A 16219-nucleotide genomic window follows, 5' to 3' on the forward strand; every position below is an offset into this window, starting at 1 on the left:
CTGCATCCCCATCGATCCGTTCTACCTGACGTGGAAGGCGCGCGAGTTCGAGTTCCACACCAAGTTCATCGAGCTGGCCGGCGAGGTGAACACGCAGATGCCGTACTACGTGGTGCAGCGCACCATGGAGGCGCTCAACCAGCACAAGAAGACGCTCAACGGCGCCAAGGTGCTGTGCCTGGGCGCGGCCTACAAGAAGGACATCGACGACATGCGCGAGAGCCCCAGCCTGCGGGTCATCTCATTGCTCAAGGAGCGAGGCGCGGAGGTCAGCTACCACGATCCGTACGTGCCCAAGCTGGAGAAGGGCCACGGCTTCCACCACGAGATGAGCTCGGTGCCGCTATCGCCGGAGACGCTGGGCCGGTACGACGCGGTGGTGATCCTCACGGACCACTCGTGCATCGACTACGCCATGGTGGTGCAGAAGTCCCAGTGTGTCATCGACACGCGCAACGCCACCAAGCGGGTGGGCCCGGGGCGCGAGAAGGTCACCAAGGCCTAGCCGTCGCAAGGCCCAGCCTGGGGCCGGGAGTGGAAGAGGGCAGGGGGCCGCAAACGCGGCAAAAGCCGGGGAATCTTGGACAGGGGGCGCTGACAGGCATGATGACGATGAAGCAGCCGAGGGCCGTTCTGGTTCCCGACGGGGGCAGCGCTGCCCTGTCGGAGGACTACTTCCGCTCCGCACACCACCTGCGGGCCGAGGGGGTAACCCACACGCTCGTCATCGACGGAGGAGCGGGAAGATCGCTGCGACTCCCGCTCGTCGTGCAGCCCATCGAGGGCACGCCCTACAGCGACGCCGTCTCTCCTTACGGCTACCCGGGCGGCATGTTGGAGGGGTTGAGCGAGCTGCCCAAGGAGTCGGTGGACTGGCGAGACACCGGGCTGGTCAGCGTCTTCGTGCGCGATCGCATCTGCAGCCCGTGTTGCTTCGCGGGCGCCACCGCGCGCAACGAGGTGTTCCTGATCGATCCCCGCCTGCCCATCAAGTTCCGCGCGGAGTCTCGCAGGCAGATGCGGCGCAACACGGAGCAGGGCTTCGTGAGCACCTACCGCCCGGCTCGAGGCAGCTCGCGCGAGGAGCGGGAGGGCTTCAAGGCCATCTACCGGCAGACCATGGTCCGCGACAAGGCCAAACCCCGGTACTTCTTCTCGGAGGCGTACTTCGAGGAGGTGTTCTCCTCTCCGGCCGTCTGGCTCGCCACGACACTCGCCCCGAATGGGGAGGTGGCCTCCTCGGCGCTCGGTGTCACCAGCGACGGCGTGCTGCACTACTACCTGGGCGGGACGGCGGATGCATACCTGTCTCGCTCGCCGGCCAAGAACGCCATCTTCGGGGCGCTGCTGGAGCTGTGCCAGCAGCTCGGGCTGCCCTTCAACCTGGGAGGAGGAATCCAGCCAGGAGACAGCCTCGAGTGGTTCAAGCGCGGTTTCGCCAACGCCAGCGCGCACCTCTATACCCACGAGATCGTCTGTGATCCGGCCGTGTACGCGAGCCTCTCGGCGGGCCGCGCACAAACGGACTACTTCCCGGCCTACCGTGCGCCGCGGTCCTGAGCCGCCACGGCCCATCCCCAGAGTCCAACATCCGGCCTACCCCGGAGTTTGAGCAAGAGAGCGCGAAAGAGGGGCAGCGGGCATGACAACGAAGCACCTGAGGGCCGTCCTCGTTCCGGACGAGGGCCGGCTCGCGATGTCGGAGGACTACTTCCGCTCCGCGCACCACCTGCGAGCCGAGGGCGTGACGCACTCCCTCGTGCTGGAGGGAAGCAACGGAAGCGCGCTGAGGCTGCCACTGCTGGTGCGCTCCATCGAGGGCACGCCGTACCGCGACGCCGTCTCCCCCTATGGCTTCCCCGGAGGAGTGCTGGACGGGCTGAGCGAGGTGCCCAAGGACGCGGTGGATTGGCGAGGCACCGAGCTGATCAGCATCTTCGTGCGCGACCGCGTCTCTGGTCCGCTCTGCTTCGCGGAGGCCACGGCGCGCAACGAGGTGTTCTTCATCGATCCCCGCCTGCCCATCAAGTACCGGGAAGTGCCCAGCCGGCAGATGCGGCGCAACCTCCGGTTGGGCTTCGTGAGCACCTACCGCCTGGCCAGAGAGAGCTCGCGCGAGGAGCGGGAGGGCTTCAAGGAGGCCTACCGGCAAACCATGGTCCGGGACGGGGCGAGATCCCGGTACTTCTTCCCGGAGGCGTACTTCGAGGAGGTGTTCTCCTCTCCCGCGGCCTGGATCGCGACGACGTGGGCTCCGGACGGCCAGGTGGCCTCCTCGGCGCTCGGCGTCATCAGTGATGGCGTGCTGCACTACTACCTGGGCGGGACGGCGGATGCATACCTGTCTCGCTCGCCGGCCAAGAACGCCATCTTCGGGGCCATGGTGGAGCTTTGCAGGCAGCTCGGGCTCCTGCTCAACCTGGGAGGAGGAATCCAACCGGGAGACAGCCTCGAGGCGTTCAAGCGGGGCTTCGCCAACGCCAGCTCGCGCCTCCACACCCACGAGATCATCTGTGATCCCGTGGCGTACTCCCGCCTGTCCGCGGGCAGCTCCGTCGGCGGCTACTTCCCGGCCTACCGTGGGTCTCGCTGAACGTCCCTCTCAAGCGGCCGCAGCCGATCTGGTGAATGCCCGTGGCACAAAAGAACACAACGCCCAAGCTGGTCATCTATGGCTGTGGCGGCCACGGGAAGGTGGTCGCCGACATCGCGCTGTGCCGCGGTCTGGCCGTGGCTGGCTTTGTCGATGACGGGGCGCCCGAGGGCGGCAGGGTGCTCGGCCTCCCCGTGCTCGGAGGGGCCGGCTGGCTCGAAGCGCATCGCTCCGAAGTCATCGTCGCGCTGGGAATCGGGGAGAAGCGCGCTCGGCATCGCGTCCATCAACTGTGCGCCGCACTGGGGCTGGATCCGGTCACCTTGATCCACCCAAACGCCACGGTGGCCGCCTCCGCCCGGATCGGAGCGGGTGTCGTCATCATGGCCCAGGCGGTCATCAATCCGGATGCGCGGATCGGAGACGGGGCCATCATCAACAGCGGCGCCGTCGTCGAGCACGACTGTGAGGTCGGCGCGTTCGCTCACCTCGCGCCCAACGCCACGCTCGGGGGCGCGGTGCGAATCGGCGCCCTCGCGCACGTGGGCCTTGGCGCCTCCGTCCTGCCAGGCAAAGCCGTCGGGCCCGACGCGATGGTGGGCGCCGGCGCGGTGGTCGTCACCGATGTGCCCCCGGGCGTGGTGGTGGTCGGGATTCCCGCGCGTCTCCACCGAAGCTCGCGCTCCTGAGTTGCCGGGAGGCGCATCGCCCGGCAGGCTGCCGGGCGCTCGCGGAGGGTGAGTCCTCAGACTGGCTTCTGGGCTCCTGCCGGCTCTGGGCTGGGGAGGCTTTCCGCCACGGGCTCGCCCGCCAGCAGCGGCAGCTCTCCCGTGCGCGTCCGCACCACGTTCCGGCTCCCGCTCCGGGTCCTCGGCGCGCTCACGGCCGCACGCGCCGGAGCCGCGAGGGGGAGCTTCGACGGCGTGTACGTCGGGATCAGGCCGCAGAGGCCGAGCTTCACGCCGAACGTGTCTCCGGCCTGCGCCGCCCGGCCAAGCCGCTCGATCCGGACGTGGAAGTCCTTGGGCGGGGCGGGGCTCTGGGCCACCTTGATGCGGTTGCGGACCTGCTGGGTGCGCTCCTCCTCCTCGCTGAACAGCGTCTCCTCGAGCTTCTCGCCCGGCCGCAGCCCTGTGTAGACGATGGAGATGTCCTTGCCCGGCACCAGGCCCGCCATGGTGATCATGTTCGCGGCCAGCTCCGCGATTCGCACAGGGGCGCCCATGTCCAGGATGCACAGCTCTCCGTAACCTCCCAGCCCCGCCAGCATCACGAGCCCCACCGCCTCGGGGATGGTCATGAAGTAGCGGGTGCAGTCCGGGTGCGTCACGGTGACGGGCCCGCCGCGCTGGATCTGCTGCTTGAACAGGGGCACCACGCTGCCCGCCGAGCCCAGCACGTTGCCGAAGCGCACGGCGGTGAAGGCGGTGCGCGAGTGGGCCGCGATGTCCCGGATGACCATCTCCGCGAGCCGCTTCGAGGCGCCCATGACGGAGGAGGGATGGACCGCCTTGTCGGTGGAGATGAGCACGAAGCGCTCCACGCCACAGGCGTCCGCCATGCGGGCCACGTTCCGGGTGCCGAAGACGTTGTTCTTGATGGCCTCCTCGGGCGAGTCCTCCATCAACGGCACGTGCTTGTGCGCGGCCGCGTGGAACACGTACTGCGGGGCGTGCTCCATGCCAATGCGCATCAGCCGGCCGACGTCCCGGATGTCCGCCACGATGGAGCTCACCGGCAGCTGCGGGTAGCGCTCCTGCAGCTGGCGCACGAGGAAGTAGAGCTCGTTCTCGTTGATGTCGAGCAGCACGAGCGACGCGGGCGAGTGCCCTGCCACCTGACGGGCGATCTCGCTGCCAATGGAGCCCGCGCCGCCGGTGACGAGGATGCGCCGGCCGGCGATGAGCCGGTGGATCTCCTCCTGATCGAACGAGATCGCGTCTCGAGGCAGCAGATCCTCCGGGCTGAGATCATGCAGCATCGCGGCGGTGATCTTCTGGTCCAGGTAGGCGAAGGAGGCCGGGATGATCTTGAAGCCGACGCTCTGGTGCTTGCACAGGCCGAGGATGTGCCGGATGCGATCGGGAGACAGGCGGGGGATGGCGATGAGCACCTGGCTCACGCGGTGCTTCGCCACCAGCTCCGGCAGGGCCTCGATGGCGCCGAGCACCGGCTTGCCGCTGAGGAACGTGCCGTGCTTGCCCGGATCGTCATCCACCAGCCCGATCACGTGCCACGGGCTGCCCGGGGTGCGCAGCAAGTCCCGCAGCAGGAGATCTCCCGCGCTGCCCGCTCCGACGATGATCGTCCGCCGCGAGCCTCGCGCCCGCGAGCGGCGCTGATCCAGGTACCACTGGTGCACCATCTGCGGGGCGAAGCGGTAGATGCCCATCATCGCGGTGGAGAAGAGGAACTCGATGGCGATCACGGAGCGGGGCAGGGGCTCGAAGAAGAAGAAGGAGCGGAGCGCCTCGAAGGCGACGGTGCCCACCGCGTTGGCCAGCGCGAGCCGGCCCGCCTCGCTCAGCCCGCAGCGGTAGAACGACCAGCGGTGCAGCCGGAACCAGAGCAGGGTGATCAACCGGACCGTGAGCAGCAGGGGGAGCCGGTGCTCAATGGCCGCCTCCCAGCGCTCGGGCAGGACTCCATCGAACCGCAGGAGCACCGCTCCGAAGAGCGCGCTCGCGGTGATCGCCGTGTCCAGCAGCAGCATGAGCAACGGGCGCAGCCGGAGCCAGGAACGCGGGCTCCCCTCCAGCGGCTCCATGGAACGCCCCACCCCGGAAAGAGCCTCTCCGCCCACTCCTCGCGACATCGACTCGCCTCCTCAGATGCGCGGACACTGTCCCCCCCCGCCCCGTGTCCCCCGCCCTCATCGGAAGAGAAACGCCGCGCAGCGCTCCCCCCGAGTCGCGGCGAGAGGGTGGGGCGTGCAGGCGTGGGTTCCAACTTGCCCTCAAGAGCATGGCCCTGGAGGCTGAACCCCTGATGGGCAGTGGGCATCTGGCTTGTCCCCCAAACCGTTGCCGGTGTCAGGAGTGGATCCCTAACTCCTCCGCCGCTGTCTCGGTCTGTCTGAAACAGGGGGAAACATGTCTGGGTTTCGTGGGATCCCGGGGCTGTTGAGTCTCGTGATGATGCTCGGCTTTGGACGGATCGCGGAGGCGCAAGGCTGTACGTACGCGGCCTGCAGCGCCGCCGTCCTGGTGGATCACACCTTCACCTCGGGGTCACGGTGGAAGTTCACTGTCCAGAACTGCCCGTGTGAGGGAATGGTCATCCATGTGGCCAGCTTCACGCCTCGGGGAGGCACGGCCCGGCTGGTGCTCAGTCAGGGGAACATCGCGGAGCTCCACGTCCCCTATATCGTGGGCACGCCGCGCTTCCTGGACGTCTCCGAGAACAGCGCCGGCCTGGGCGTCAACGCCATCCCGCTCAGCGCGGCGGAGTGCGCGGGGGGGACGCTGCTGGTCAACAACCTCATCTGCGAGAACCTCGAGGATCGCGGCTACGCCTGGAAGTATCAGGGCACCTTCCAGCACGGCGAGAGCCTCTCGGTGAGCATGGCCTCGCAGGCCGGCCTGTATACATACATCAACCGGTGGGAGTTCCATGACGACGGGAGCATCGAGCCGCGGCTGGGGATGACGGGGCGGCTCGCGCGGTACGCGACGGGCGCGGCCTATGCCCCCTATGGAACGCGTGTGGATTCCGAGGCGAACGCCACCCCGACCTACGCGCTCTCCCACCTGCACAACATCTACTACCGGTTGGACTTTGACATCGGGGGCGCGGCGAACGACGCGGTCGAGCGGTTGAGCTTCCAGCCGTCCACGACGACCTCTCCGGACAACTCCTGCGCCGTGCCGGGCATCTGCGGCGTCAACGTGGTGACGCCCATCCTCACCGAGACTGCCCAGGATGTGGTGCCGGAGGCCTATACGACGTGGCGCATCTACGACAAGAGCCTCACCAACAGTGACGGGCGGACCGTCGGCTACGAGCTCATCCCCGAGCTGGAGGGGCGCTGGAGTGGCCAGCTCTCCGCGGAGCCCTGGGCCACTCACGAGGTCTGGGTGACTCAGTACAGCCCCTGCGAGACGCTCGCGGTGGGCAACTACGCGCCTCACATCAGCCCGAGCTGCACCTCGGCGCCGCGGAACGTGAGCGCCATGGTCAACGGACAATCCGTGGACGGGCAGGACGTGGTGGTGTGGTACGTCAACCGGCACCTGCACACGCCACGGGATGAGGATGAGGTGAACATGCCCATCGAATGGCTGTCCTTTTCACTCAAGCCGAGGAGCTTCAACGCCAAGAGCCCACTCGAGCTCCGCGCCTCGGAGCCCGTCTCGGAGCCCGTCTCCGAGGCCCGGTAGGCGCCCGAGCCCGAGCTGTCAGCGCGCGAGCCGCGGCGTCCGGCGAAGGGAGGCGGTGGGCCCGAAGCGGGCTCCCGCCCTGGGAGCGGAAGCCATGGCGTGGCCAACCGGAGGGCTGCGGTATGCCGGGAAGAAGGGCTCGGGGAGCGCTGAGGCGTGGTAGCGCTGCCAGGCCTGGACCATGCGCGCATACACCTCGGGTTGGTGCACCTTCCTCCCGCTGTGGAACTCGAGCGTCCCCTCCGGGTTGAAGCGGTGCTTGAACTGGAAGAGCGAGTCCCGGCCCCGGTGGCCTCCGCCCAGGTGGAAGGCCCGGAGCCCCTGGCGCTTGGCCCACTGGGCGATCTGGTGGAACTGGAAGACGTTGGTGCCCAGGTGCAGCGCCGCCTTGTCGGAGGCTCCAAGGTGGTAGACGAGCGTGTCTCCCTCGCGCAGGCACAGGGCGGCCGAGAGCATCCTCCCCTCGAGGTACACCGCGCCGAGCACGGCGTTCGAGCCGAAGCGTGAGAACAGCCGCTCCAGGTACTCGGTGGAGAAGTAGAAGTAGGGGGCCGAGCCCACCTTGTCCATCGTCGCCCGGTAGAGGCGATAGAACATGTCGAGCTGCTGGAGCGACTCGTGCGCATCGAGCACACGGAACTCCAGGCCGTGCTTCAGTGCCTTGCGGAGGTTGCGCTGGTGGTGGGGGTGGCAGCGCGCGAAGAGCTCTTCCTCCGAGCAGCTCAGATCGATGAAGACGGTCTCCCGATCGCGGATGACGTCCATCGTCTCTTCCAGGAGCCGGTGGTTGCCCAGCAGGGGGTGGAAGCGGATGAACTCGCTGACGATGTTCGCGCCGCGGCAGTACGCCTCGAACTCGGCCCGGAACGCCCGGAGCACCGGCTCGTGAGGCTCGGCGCAGAGCGGGCCGCCGTAGCCATAGGTGGGGCTGATGATGTCGTACCAGTCACCCTCGAGCCCCGCGTCGCTGGCGAAGGGCAGCGCTTGGAGGGGCCTGCGGATGAAGGCGTAGCAGACCCTGTGTCCGGCGCCATCCTCGTACACGAAGAGGAAGGGATCGCCATCCCCCATGCAGTGACACAGCTCCGCATAGGCGTGGCGATAGTAGACATCCTGCCGTGAAGCCTGTGCGTAGGCGTGCTCCCAGCGCTCCGGCTCTGCGAACGAGATGAGCTGGTGCATCGGCAGTCCACTCCTCTCAGTGGTGATCGCTCGGCCTGCATGGCTTAGTGACCACACGCGGACGTCTGGGACCATCGCCCTCCGGTTCCGGGAGGCCATCGATAAATTCACAATCCGTTGCATCACTCCGATGGGGTGACGAAAAGAGTTCCGGATCGGCAACGATCCGCGCTGTGAGGTGCGGATCGCGCGCAAGCGCCACGGTATGAGGACGGCGCGAGGACATGCGGCTTGCCATTTCCAGCCGCTCCTCGCGGAAAGGTCTGAAATAGACATGTCAGATCCCCAGGTGCGTGACGCCTCAGAGGCGGCTTTCACGGTGCTCACGGAGAAGGAGCTCGCGGAGCGCCGGCGCAAAGAGGGCGCGCGCATCATCTGCCACGGCGGGCACTACTGGGAGCAGATCGGAGCCCCTGGCTTCTTCCAGCCCGTCCACCTCCTGGCGCGGTTGCGCCCGGCGGAGGCGACCCGGCCCACCCCCTTGAGCTGGGGATACCGAGCCGCCTTGAGGCCGGAGGACTCCGAGGCCGCGAACGGCACGGTCCCCGTGGTGCGGCTGCCAAACCTCGAGAGCTACGGCATGGACGGGCTCTCCGCGAACCGGCGGAACAAGCTCCGGAAGTGTCAACGGCTCGTCCGGATCGTGCAGCTCACGGGCCCCGAGCTGCTGGTGGAGCAGGGCTACGACACGGTGGTGGATGCGCTCTCGCGGACCCGGCACAAGAAGCTCCCCTCGCGCGAGAGCTACCTCCAGGAGGTGAAGAGATACTTCCAGTCAGACCACTGGTGCGTGCTCGCGGGGCTGGTTGACGGCAAGCTGGGAGGGTACATCGACGGCTATGTGGTGGATGGCATTGCGTATGGGTTCAACGCCTTCTACGCCACGTGGGCGCTGCCGACCAACCTCTCCACGGGGCTCATCTTCGAGTTCGCGCAGATCTGCCGCAGGATGAAGAACGTTCACACGTTCGTGGGCGGGCTGGATGCGCGAGAGGTGCCGCAACTGGGTCAGTTCAAGGATGACATGGGCTTCGTCGTGGACCGCGTCCCCATCAAATGGGACATGAATGTGCTCGCGCAGACCTTCATCCGTCTGAGCCGTCCGCACACGTATTACCGGCTGACGGGCGAGGCCTGAGGCTGACCGGGGGCCGCGAGCCTCGCATCACGCGGCGAGCTCGCTCTCCCAGGCCTCACCCCAGCGCTGGCGCGCCAGCTCCCGCGTGCGGGCGTTCTCGGGCACCCGCGTCAGGAAGCGCTCACGCGCGGCCGGGTCCATCACATCCTTGGCGCGCAGGTGCAGGTGGTGCTGAGCCTTGCGCAGGGCCTTCTCCGCCACCGAGTCCTCTCCCAGGGCCAGGGCTGCCTCGGCTCTCCAGCAGGAAGGTGGCCAGCAGCGAGCCCTCCGCCAGCAGGGTGGGCCGGGCCTTGTGGCTCCGAAGCTGCTGTTGCAGGGTGTCCAGCTGCTTGCGCAGGTGAGCCGGATCCTCTGGCTTCAGCGTGACGGTCTCGCCCAGCCGCGCCGAGGGAGTGGCGAGCAGCACGCTGACCAGGTGCTGCTCGGCTCGCGTCAGCCCGGAGGAGGGGGTGCCCGGCTCCCGCGTGGGAGGCGGCAGCTCCGACAAGCCATCCAGCTCCGTGAGGGTGCGCAGCAGGTGGGCCCCGTCCGGGATGCGCCGCTCGGGCTCCTTGGCCAACATCCGGTCCACCAGCACCTGGAGCGAGCCGGGCAGCTCGGGGCGGACGCTGCGGAGCGAGGGCGGCTCGGCGAAGAGGATCTTGGCCAGCACCGCCGCGATATGCGGGGCGCGGAACGGAGACTGTCCGGTGAGACACTCGTAGAGCACGCAGCCCAGGGAGAAGATGTCGGCGCTGGGGGAGAGATCGGGCCGGCTCGAGGCCTGCTCGGGGGCCATGTACCCGGGAGTGCCCACCACGATGGCGCTGCCGGTGAATGCCTGGGACGTCGCCGAGACGCGCGCCAGCCCGAAGTCCAGCAGCACCAGCTCCTCCACGCGCCCGCCGCGCAGGAAGAGGTTGGAGGGTTTGATGTCCCGGTGGACGATGCCGCGCGAGTGGGTTTCGGCGAGCACCTCCGCGACGCGGCGCAGCAAGAGCAGGGTGTCCGAGAGCGCCAGGGGCTGGCGCCCCATCCGCCGTGAGAGGTCCTCTCCTTCCAGCCACTCCATGGCGAGGAAGGGCTGGCGCTCATCGGTCAGCCCATGGGCGACGTACGAGACGATGCCCGGGTGGTGCAGCTGGGCGAGCAGCTCCGCCTCGCGGGCGAAGCGGCGAGCCGACTCCTCGTCGGCGACGGTCTGAAGGAGCTTGAGCGCGACGGCGCGGCCACTCGCGGTGTCGCGGGCCTGGTAGACGAACCCGATTCCGCCCTGGCCAGCGAGCCGCTGGATCGTGAACCGGCCGGCGATCATCGTCCCGGGGGCGAGCGAGCCGCGCGGAGGGGGGGCAGGGTGCATGGGGCGGGGGAAGATACCGGAAAAGTTCAGAGGCACGCGAGGGCGGAGCCCCACCAGGCGAGCGGTCAGACGGCGATGGGACGGACTCCTCCGCGCGCACTACGTTCCTGGGGGGTATGCTGCGCGAGCGGACCGGCAGTTGGAGGAGATTCGGCGCGTCGAAGGAAGGAGCAGGCACGGTGGCGGCACAGGGCGCCGATGAGCGGCAGAGCCGGGGTGGGTGGAGGTTCCTGCTCCGCGCGCTGAGCCACCGCAACTACCGGCTCTTCTTCCTGGGGCAGAGCGTGTCGCTGATCGGCACGTGGCTCACGCGCGTGGCGACGAGCTGGCTGGTGTACCGGCTCACGGGCTCGGCGATGTTGCTGGGCATCATCGGGTTCTGCGGGCAGATCCCCACCTTCCTGCTGGGCCCGTTCGCGGGGGTGCTGGTGGATCGCTGGAACCGGCACCGGCTCTTGGTGGTCACCCAGGTGCTGTCGATGCTCCAGTCGTTCGCGCTGGCGGTGCTGGCGCTCATGGGGATCATCACCGTCTGGGAGATCGCCTGGCTCATGGTGTTGCAGGGGCTCATCAACGCCTTCGACATCCCGGCGCGCCAGTCGTTCGTGGTGGAGATGGTGGAGGACCGGGCGGATCTGCCCAACGCCATCGCGCTCAACTCCTCCATGTTCAACGGGGCGAGGCTGCTGGGCCCCTCGGTGGCCGGAGCGCTCATCGCCGCGGCGGGGGAGGGCGGCTGCTTCCTCATCGATGGGTTCAGCTACGTGGCGGTGATCCTCTCGCTGCTGGCCATGCGCATCACCCTGCGCCCGCGCGAGCGCAAATCCCAGCATGTGCTCACCGAGCTGAAGGAGGGCTTCGACTACGCCTTCCGCTTCCCGCCGATCCGAGCCATCCTCGGACTGCTGGCGCTGGTGAGCCTGATGGGCATGCCCTTCACGGTGCTGATGCCGGTGATGGCCTCGGAGGTGCTGCACGGCGGCCCGAACACGCTGGGCTTCCTGATGGCGGCCTCGGGGCTGGGAGCGTTCTGCGGAGCCGGTTTCCTGGCGTCTCGGCGGACGGTGCGAGGCTTTGGCGTCGTCATCATCTCCACCGCGACGCTGTTCGGAGTGGGGTTGGTGGCCTTCGCCCTGTCGCGCCACGTGGCGCTGTCGCTGCTGACGATGGTGGTGGTGGGCTTCGGGATGATCGTGACGATGGCGGCGAGCAACACGGTGCTGCAGACCATTGTCGAGGAGCGCATGCGCGGGCGGCTGATGAGCTTCTACTCCATGGCCTTCATGGGGACGGCGCCGTTCGGCAGCCTGCTGGCGGGACTGCTGGCCACGCGGATCGGCGCGCCGACGACCATCGCCATCGGAGGGGGAGCCTGCCTGCTGGGAGCGGCATGGATGAGGCTGCGGCTGCCCGCGCTGCGCGAGGCGGTGCGGCCCATCTACGTGCGGCTGGGGATCCTGCCGGAGGTGGCCTCGGGGATGCAGTCCGCGTCCAACCAAACGGGCCCGGCGGAGAGCTGAGCCGGAGGCCGCCGCGGAGTGTGTCCTAGCGGCCCAGGTTCGCCGCCAGGGCCAGCCGGGCCGCCACGGCCAGCGCGTCGGCTCGCTCGTTCTCCTCGTGCCCGGAGTGGCCTCGCACCCAGTTCCAGCTCACCTGGTGCGTGCGCGCCTGCTCCAGGAGCGCCTGCCAGAGGTCCGCGTTCTGGACGGGCTGCTTGCTGGAGGTCTTCCACCCCGTGCGCTGCCACTTGTCGAGCCACTTCTCCTCGAAGGCATTGCGCACATACTGCGAGTCCGTGAAGAGCTGCACCCGGCATGGCGCCTTCAGCGCGCGCAGGGCCATGAGCGCCGCGGTCAGCTCCATGCGGTTGTTGGTGGTGTCAGGCTCTGCGCCGCTCAGCTCCTTGCGAAAGTTGCCATGCGCCGGGGAGATGAGGATGGAGCCCCAGCCACCGATGCCAGGGTTCGGCGAGCACGCGCCGTCGCAGTAGATGTGGACCAGGGGCAGGCTCATGGAGGCGCGCACATCCTACTCCCGCGGCTTTGGTATCTGTCATCATCCAGAGCGGGGCTCACCTCGGAGGGGGTTCATGCGGGCATGGCTTCAAGTCTTCAGTCTGGAGCGGGCGGTGCGGCTCAGCCGCAGGGTGTTGCTCATGGCCCTCGCGGCCGGCCTTGTTCTCGCGGGCGCGTCGATTGTCTGGCTGGCGAAGCTCCAGCGTGAGATGTCACCGGTCCAAATCAACGATCTCGAGTTCGCCTGGAGCGCCACCAGGCTCGAGCTGCTCCTCTCTCAGTGGGGGGCGCCACCTGCCGCGGATAAACTCGCGGCAGCCCGTCTGAGCTTCCGGGTGGACTTCCTGTTCATCGCGGCCTACGTGCTCCTGCTGGCCGTTGCCCTCATCTCTGCCTTCCGGACGCGCTCCGATCAGCAGGGCTTCGTCCGCGCGGGCCGCAAGCTCCTGGCGCTGCCCGTGCTGGCGGGAGGATTCGACTGCCTGGAGAACGGCGTCCTGCTCGGAATCCTCCACGGCGTGCTGCCTCCCTCCTGGGCGCCCATCGCCAGCACCGCCGCCGCGATCAAGTTCACCCTCGCCGCGGTGGTGATTGGCTACTGCCTGGTGCTCTGGCTGAGCTGGAGTGTCACCCGAGACCTGTTTCTGCTCTTGCGCTCCATCTGGCTCCACTTCGTGTTGTTGGGAATCATCGCCGCGGTGCTGATCTTCGTCCCCCAAGGGCAGGATGTCGTGCGCGCGGCGGGAGAGTCTCTCTCCTCGGATCTTCACGAGCGGTACGGCAGCAGCAGGGCGCCGGGAGAGGCCGTGGGCCTGGGGCTCACCACGGCCCTGTGGTCCTTCGCGATGTGGTACTGGATGCGGACGCTCCTGTCCTTCCAGTTCGAAGGGGATGAGCGGCTCGACGGGAAAGCCTGGGTGGATCGAGCGGAGCGATGGCTGCCCAGCGTGACGGGGGCGTGCGCATGGTGGGTCATTGGCCTGGCCTGCCTTCGGGCCTCGCAAGCCACGCACGGCCTCATCCACCCGTGGCAGCGGATCCTCGTCACCATGGGCCTGCTCTCCTTGAGCGCTGGAGTCCTCTTCGCCTGGGCCACCGAGCGCTACTTCTCTCTGCCAAAGGCCCTTCGCTTCCGCGCCTACAAGTCCGTCCGCCGGCGCAAGGGCCGGGAGGCGGAGAGCCTGCCCCAGCACGTCCAGGTCATCCTCACGATCGGCGTGTTGCTGGGGGTCGTGGTCTTCGTCGCCTTCAGCGTGATGCCCGTGAAGACCGGCCAATGGTTTGGCGCGGCGGCAACCCTCCTGCTGGCTGTCTGTGTTTGGATGCAGGCGGGAAACATCCTCATCTACTGTGGCCTGCGCTATCACTTCCCTGCCTTCCGCCTGCTGCTGGGGATGGTGGTGCTCTTCAGCCTCGTCAATGACAACCATGGCGTCCGCCTGCTCCCGGGCAAGCCGCACCACCTCTTCACCGTGGAAGAGCGCTTGCGCGACTGGCATTCCACCCTGCATGCCGAGCCCCACTCGCAGGGAGCCACCGAGGACGCTCATCCCCTGTACATCGTGGCCACGGAGGGAGGAGGGATCCGCGCGGCCTACTGGACGGCCGCGGTGCTGGGGCAGTTGGAGGACACGAGCGGCGGACAATTCTCACGTCACCTGTTCGCCATCAGCGGCGTCTCCGGAGGCAGCCTGGGCGCGGCGGTCTTCGCGTCGCAGCTGGCGGCGGGCCTGCCTGCCTACCGCAACCACGTGCAGCACGCTCGCAGTGTCCTGGGGAAGGACTTCCTCGCGCCGACCCTGGGGGCCTTGCTGTTCCCCGACATGGTTCAGCGTTTCCTGCCGTTCCCCCTGCGTGTGGATCGGGCCTGGGCGCTGGAGAGCTCGTGGGAGTACGCCTGGCTCGGAGATCCGGACACCAACCCCCTGAAGGAGGATTTCCAAGCGCTCTGGGAGGGCGAGCGGCGCCACCATGTTCCTTCGCTCCTGCTCAACGCGACGCTGGTCGAGAGTGGCGGCCGCTTCGTGACGAGCGATCTGGTCCTGGGATCCGATTTCCCGGATGTTGTCCAGGAGGAGAGCTGGTCGAGCTCCCACCTGCGGCTGAGCACCGCGGTGCATCTCAGCGCTCGCTTCCCGTACGTCAGTCCAGGGGCCACCCTCCCGAGTGGTTTCCACGTGGTGGACGGTGGCTACTTCGAAAACTCGGGCTGCGCGACGGCGGAGGATCTCCTCATCCAGGTCTCCGCCGCGGCGAAGAAGCTGGAAGAGGAGACCCATCACCGCTTCGTCCCCCAGCTCATCCTCATCACCAATGGCGAGACAGCGGACTCCGTGCCGTCACACCTCTTCAATGAGCTCCTGCTCCCTGTGCAGACGATCCTGTCGACGCGCAATGGGCGCGTGCACTACGCCCAGAGCTCCATCCTGCGAGAAGGGGGCCCGGCGGGCAGGGCTCTCTCCTGCTCCCGGTTCGGAATCGAGGACCCCGACACGGCCGAGCAGCGCGGTGTCCGCCTGCCCCTCGGGTGGATGCTGTCGAGGCTGGCGCAGGAGTACATGGAGAGCGAGGCAAAGGAGATCAACTACGCGATGCTCCAGAATGGCCGTGCCGCTTCCTGCCCCGCGTCGCCCCCTCGTTGACCGCTGATATCCCAGACACACTCGTGAAGCCGCCACTCACCGTCATCGCGGGACCGACCGCCTCGGGCAAGACGGGGCTCGCCGTGGAGCTCGCTCGCCGCGCGGGTGGGGAGATCGTCAACGCGGACTCGCAGCAGGTGTACCGCTTCTTCGACATCGGCACGGCCAAGCCGTCCGCGGAAGAGCTCGCCGCAGTGCCGCACCACCTGATCTCCGTGGTGGAGCCGCTCGATCCGTTCTCCGCGGCCGAGTACCAGCGCCGGGCGGACGCGGCGATTGAGGACATCTCCTCGCGTGGGCGGCCCGTGTTCGTCGTGGGCGGCACGGGCCTGTACCTCCGCATTCTGCTGCACGGAGTGGTCGAGGCGCCGGGAGCAAACCCCACGCTTCGGGCCGCGCTGGAGGCCCAGGCCGCCGCCGAGGGCCGGGAGGCCGTGCACCGCAAGCTCGCCGAGGTGGATCCGGAGACAGCGGCGAAGCTGCCGGCGCAGGACCTGGTTCGCATCATCCGCGCACTGGAGATCCACGCGCAGACCGGCATCCCCGCCTCCCAGTGGCGCCGGGAGCACGGCTTCGCGCCCGACCGGTATCCGTTCCGGATGTTCGTCCTGGAGCCGCCCCGCGAGCAGCTCTACGAGACGATCAACGCGCGCACACAGGCCATGTTCGCGAGAGGGCTCGTGGAGGAGACGCGGGAGCTCCTGGCCCGCGGCTACGCGGACGCGGCGCCCATGCGGAGCGTGGGTTACGTGCAGTCGCGAGCAGTGGTGGAGGGCCGGATGACACATGAGGAGGCCATCCAGGACACGGCACAGGAGACGCGTCGCTACGCCAAGCGCCAGCTCACCTGGTTCCGCAAGGAGGCAGGCGCGGTGCACGTGGCCCCGCCGTACGACGCGCTGAGGAAGCTGTGAACCCCCTCTGCGGGAGC

13 protein-coding genes are annotated in these 16219 nt (G+C 68.1%); 9 read left to right on the forward strand and 4 right to left on the reverse strand.

Features of this window, described 5'->3' with window-relative positions; all coding sequences use genetic code 11:
* From ACJ8AT_RS01695 to ACJ8AT_RS01710, 4 genes are all read left to right on the forward strand, one after another.
* Window positions 1–505, forward strand: a 505-nt coding sequence (locus ACJ8AT_RS01695; RefSeq protein WP_407735755.1) for a UDP binding domain-containing protein, incomplete at its 5' end; no start/stop codon positions are given.
* 98 nt (window positions 506–603) lie between these two features.
* Entirely contained in the window at window positions 604–1560 is a 957-nt protein-coding gene (locus tag ACJ8AT_RS01700; RefSeq protein ID WP_407735756.1) for a GNAT family N-acetyltransferase, read from the forward strand.
* A gap of 82 nt (window positions 1561–1642) precedes the next feature.
* Window positions 1643–2593 carry a GNAT family N-acetyltransferase gene (locus tag ACJ8AT_RS01705; protein ID WP_407735757.1) on the forward strand — a complete coding sequence of 317 codons (951 nt, stop codon included), beginning with the start codon at window positions 1643–1645 and terminating at the stop codon, window positions 2591–2593.
* A 41-nt stretch (window positions 2594–2634) separates the two neighbouring features.
* On the forward strand, window positions 2635–3282 hold the full coding sequence (locus ACJ8AT_RS01710) for an acetyltransferase (RefSeq protein WP_407735758.1): 648 nt from the start codon (window positions 2635–2637) through the stop codon (window positions 3280–3282).
* Window positions 3283–3338: 56 nt separating this feature from the next.
* Here the strand turns inward: ACJ8AT_RS01710 and ACJ8AT_RS01715 are convergent, their stop codons facing one another.
* The gene (locus tag ACJ8AT_RS01715) at window positions 3339–5408 is read right to left on the reverse strand and encodes a polysaccharide biosynthesis protein (RefSeq protein WP_407735759.1); all 2070 of its coding nucleotides are present in this window, start codon (window positions 5406–5408) and stop codon (window positions 3339–3341) included.
* A 277-nt stretch (window positions 5409–5685) separates the two neighbouring features.
* Here ACJ8AT_RS01715 and ACJ8AT_RS01720 point away from each other — a divergent pair, with 277 nt between their 5' ends.
* Window positions 5686–6972, forward strand: coding sequence for a hypothetical protein (locus tag ACJ8AT_RS01720; RefSeq protein ID WP_407735760.1), 1287 nt, complete (start codon window positions 5686–5688; stop codon window positions 6970–6972).
* An 18-nt stretch (window positions 6973–6990) separates the two neighbouring features.
* On the opposite strand, the gene ACJ8AT_RS01725 is transcribed toward ACJ8AT_RS01720, so the two are convergent.
* Entirely contained in the window at window positions 6991–8154 is a 1164-nt protein-coding gene (locus tag ACJ8AT_RS01725) for a lipid II:glycine glycyltransferase FemX (protein WP_407735761.1), read from the reverse strand.
* 274 nt (window positions 8155–8428) lie between these two features.
* On the opposite strand from ACJ8AT_RS01725, the gene ACJ8AT_RS01730 reads away from it, so the two are divergent.
* Window positions 8429–9292, forward strand: coding sequence for a hypothetical protein (locus ACJ8AT_RS01730; RefSeq protein ID WP_407735762.1), 864 nt, complete (start codon window positions 8429–8431; stop codon window positions 9290–9292).
* Window positions 9293–9413: 121 nt separating this feature from the next.
* On the opposite strand, the gene ACJ8AT_RS01735 is transcribed toward ACJ8AT_RS01730, so the two are convergent.
* Complete coding sequence (locus ACJ8AT_RS01735) at window positions 9414–10631, reverse strand: serine/threonine-protein kinase (protein WP_407735763.1); 1218 nt, start codon at window positions 10629–10631, stop codon at window positions 9414–9416.
* Between the two features lie 179 nt (window positions 10632–10810).
* Here ACJ8AT_RS01735 and ACJ8AT_RS01740 point away from each other — a divergent pair, with 179 nt between their 5' ends.
* Complete coding sequence (locus ACJ8AT_RS01740) at window positions 10811–12151, forward strand: MFS transporter (protein WP_407735764.1); 1341 nt, start codon at window positions 10811–10813, stop codon at window positions 12149–12151.
* Window positions 12152–12176: 25 nt separating this feature from the next.
* On the opposite strand, the gene rnhA is transcribed toward ACJ8AT_RS01740, so the two are convergent.
* Window positions 12177–12644 carry a ribonuclease HI gene (gene rnhA / locus ACJ8AT_RS01745; RefSeq protein WP_407735765.1) on the reverse strand — a complete coding sequence of 156 codons (468 nt, stop codon included), beginning with the start codon at window positions 12642–12644 and terminating at the stop codon, window positions 12177–12179.
* 76 nt (window positions 12645–12720) lie between these two features.
* On the opposite strand from rnhA, the gene ACJ8AT_RS01750 reads away from it, so the two are divergent.
* Complete coding sequence (locus ACJ8AT_RS01750) at window positions 12721–15288, forward strand: hypothetical protein (protein ID WP_407735766.1); 2568 nt, start codon at window positions 12721–12723, stop codon at window positions 15286–15288.
* Window positions 15289–15311: 23 nt separating this feature from the next.
* Window positions 15312–16202, forward strand: a complete 891-nt coding sequence (gene miaA / locus ACJ8AT_RS01755) for a tRNA (adenosine(37)-N6)-dimethylallyltransferase MiaA (RefSeq protein WP_407735767.1) — start codon at window positions 15312–15314, stop codon at window positions 16200–16202.
* The last annotated feature ends 17 nt before the right edge of the window (window positions 16203–16219 follow it).

This window comes from Hyalangium sp. (assembly GCF_045802625.1).
Classification (GTDB): domain Bacteria; phylum Myxococcota; class Myxococcia; order Myxococcales; family Myxococcaceae; genus Hyalangium.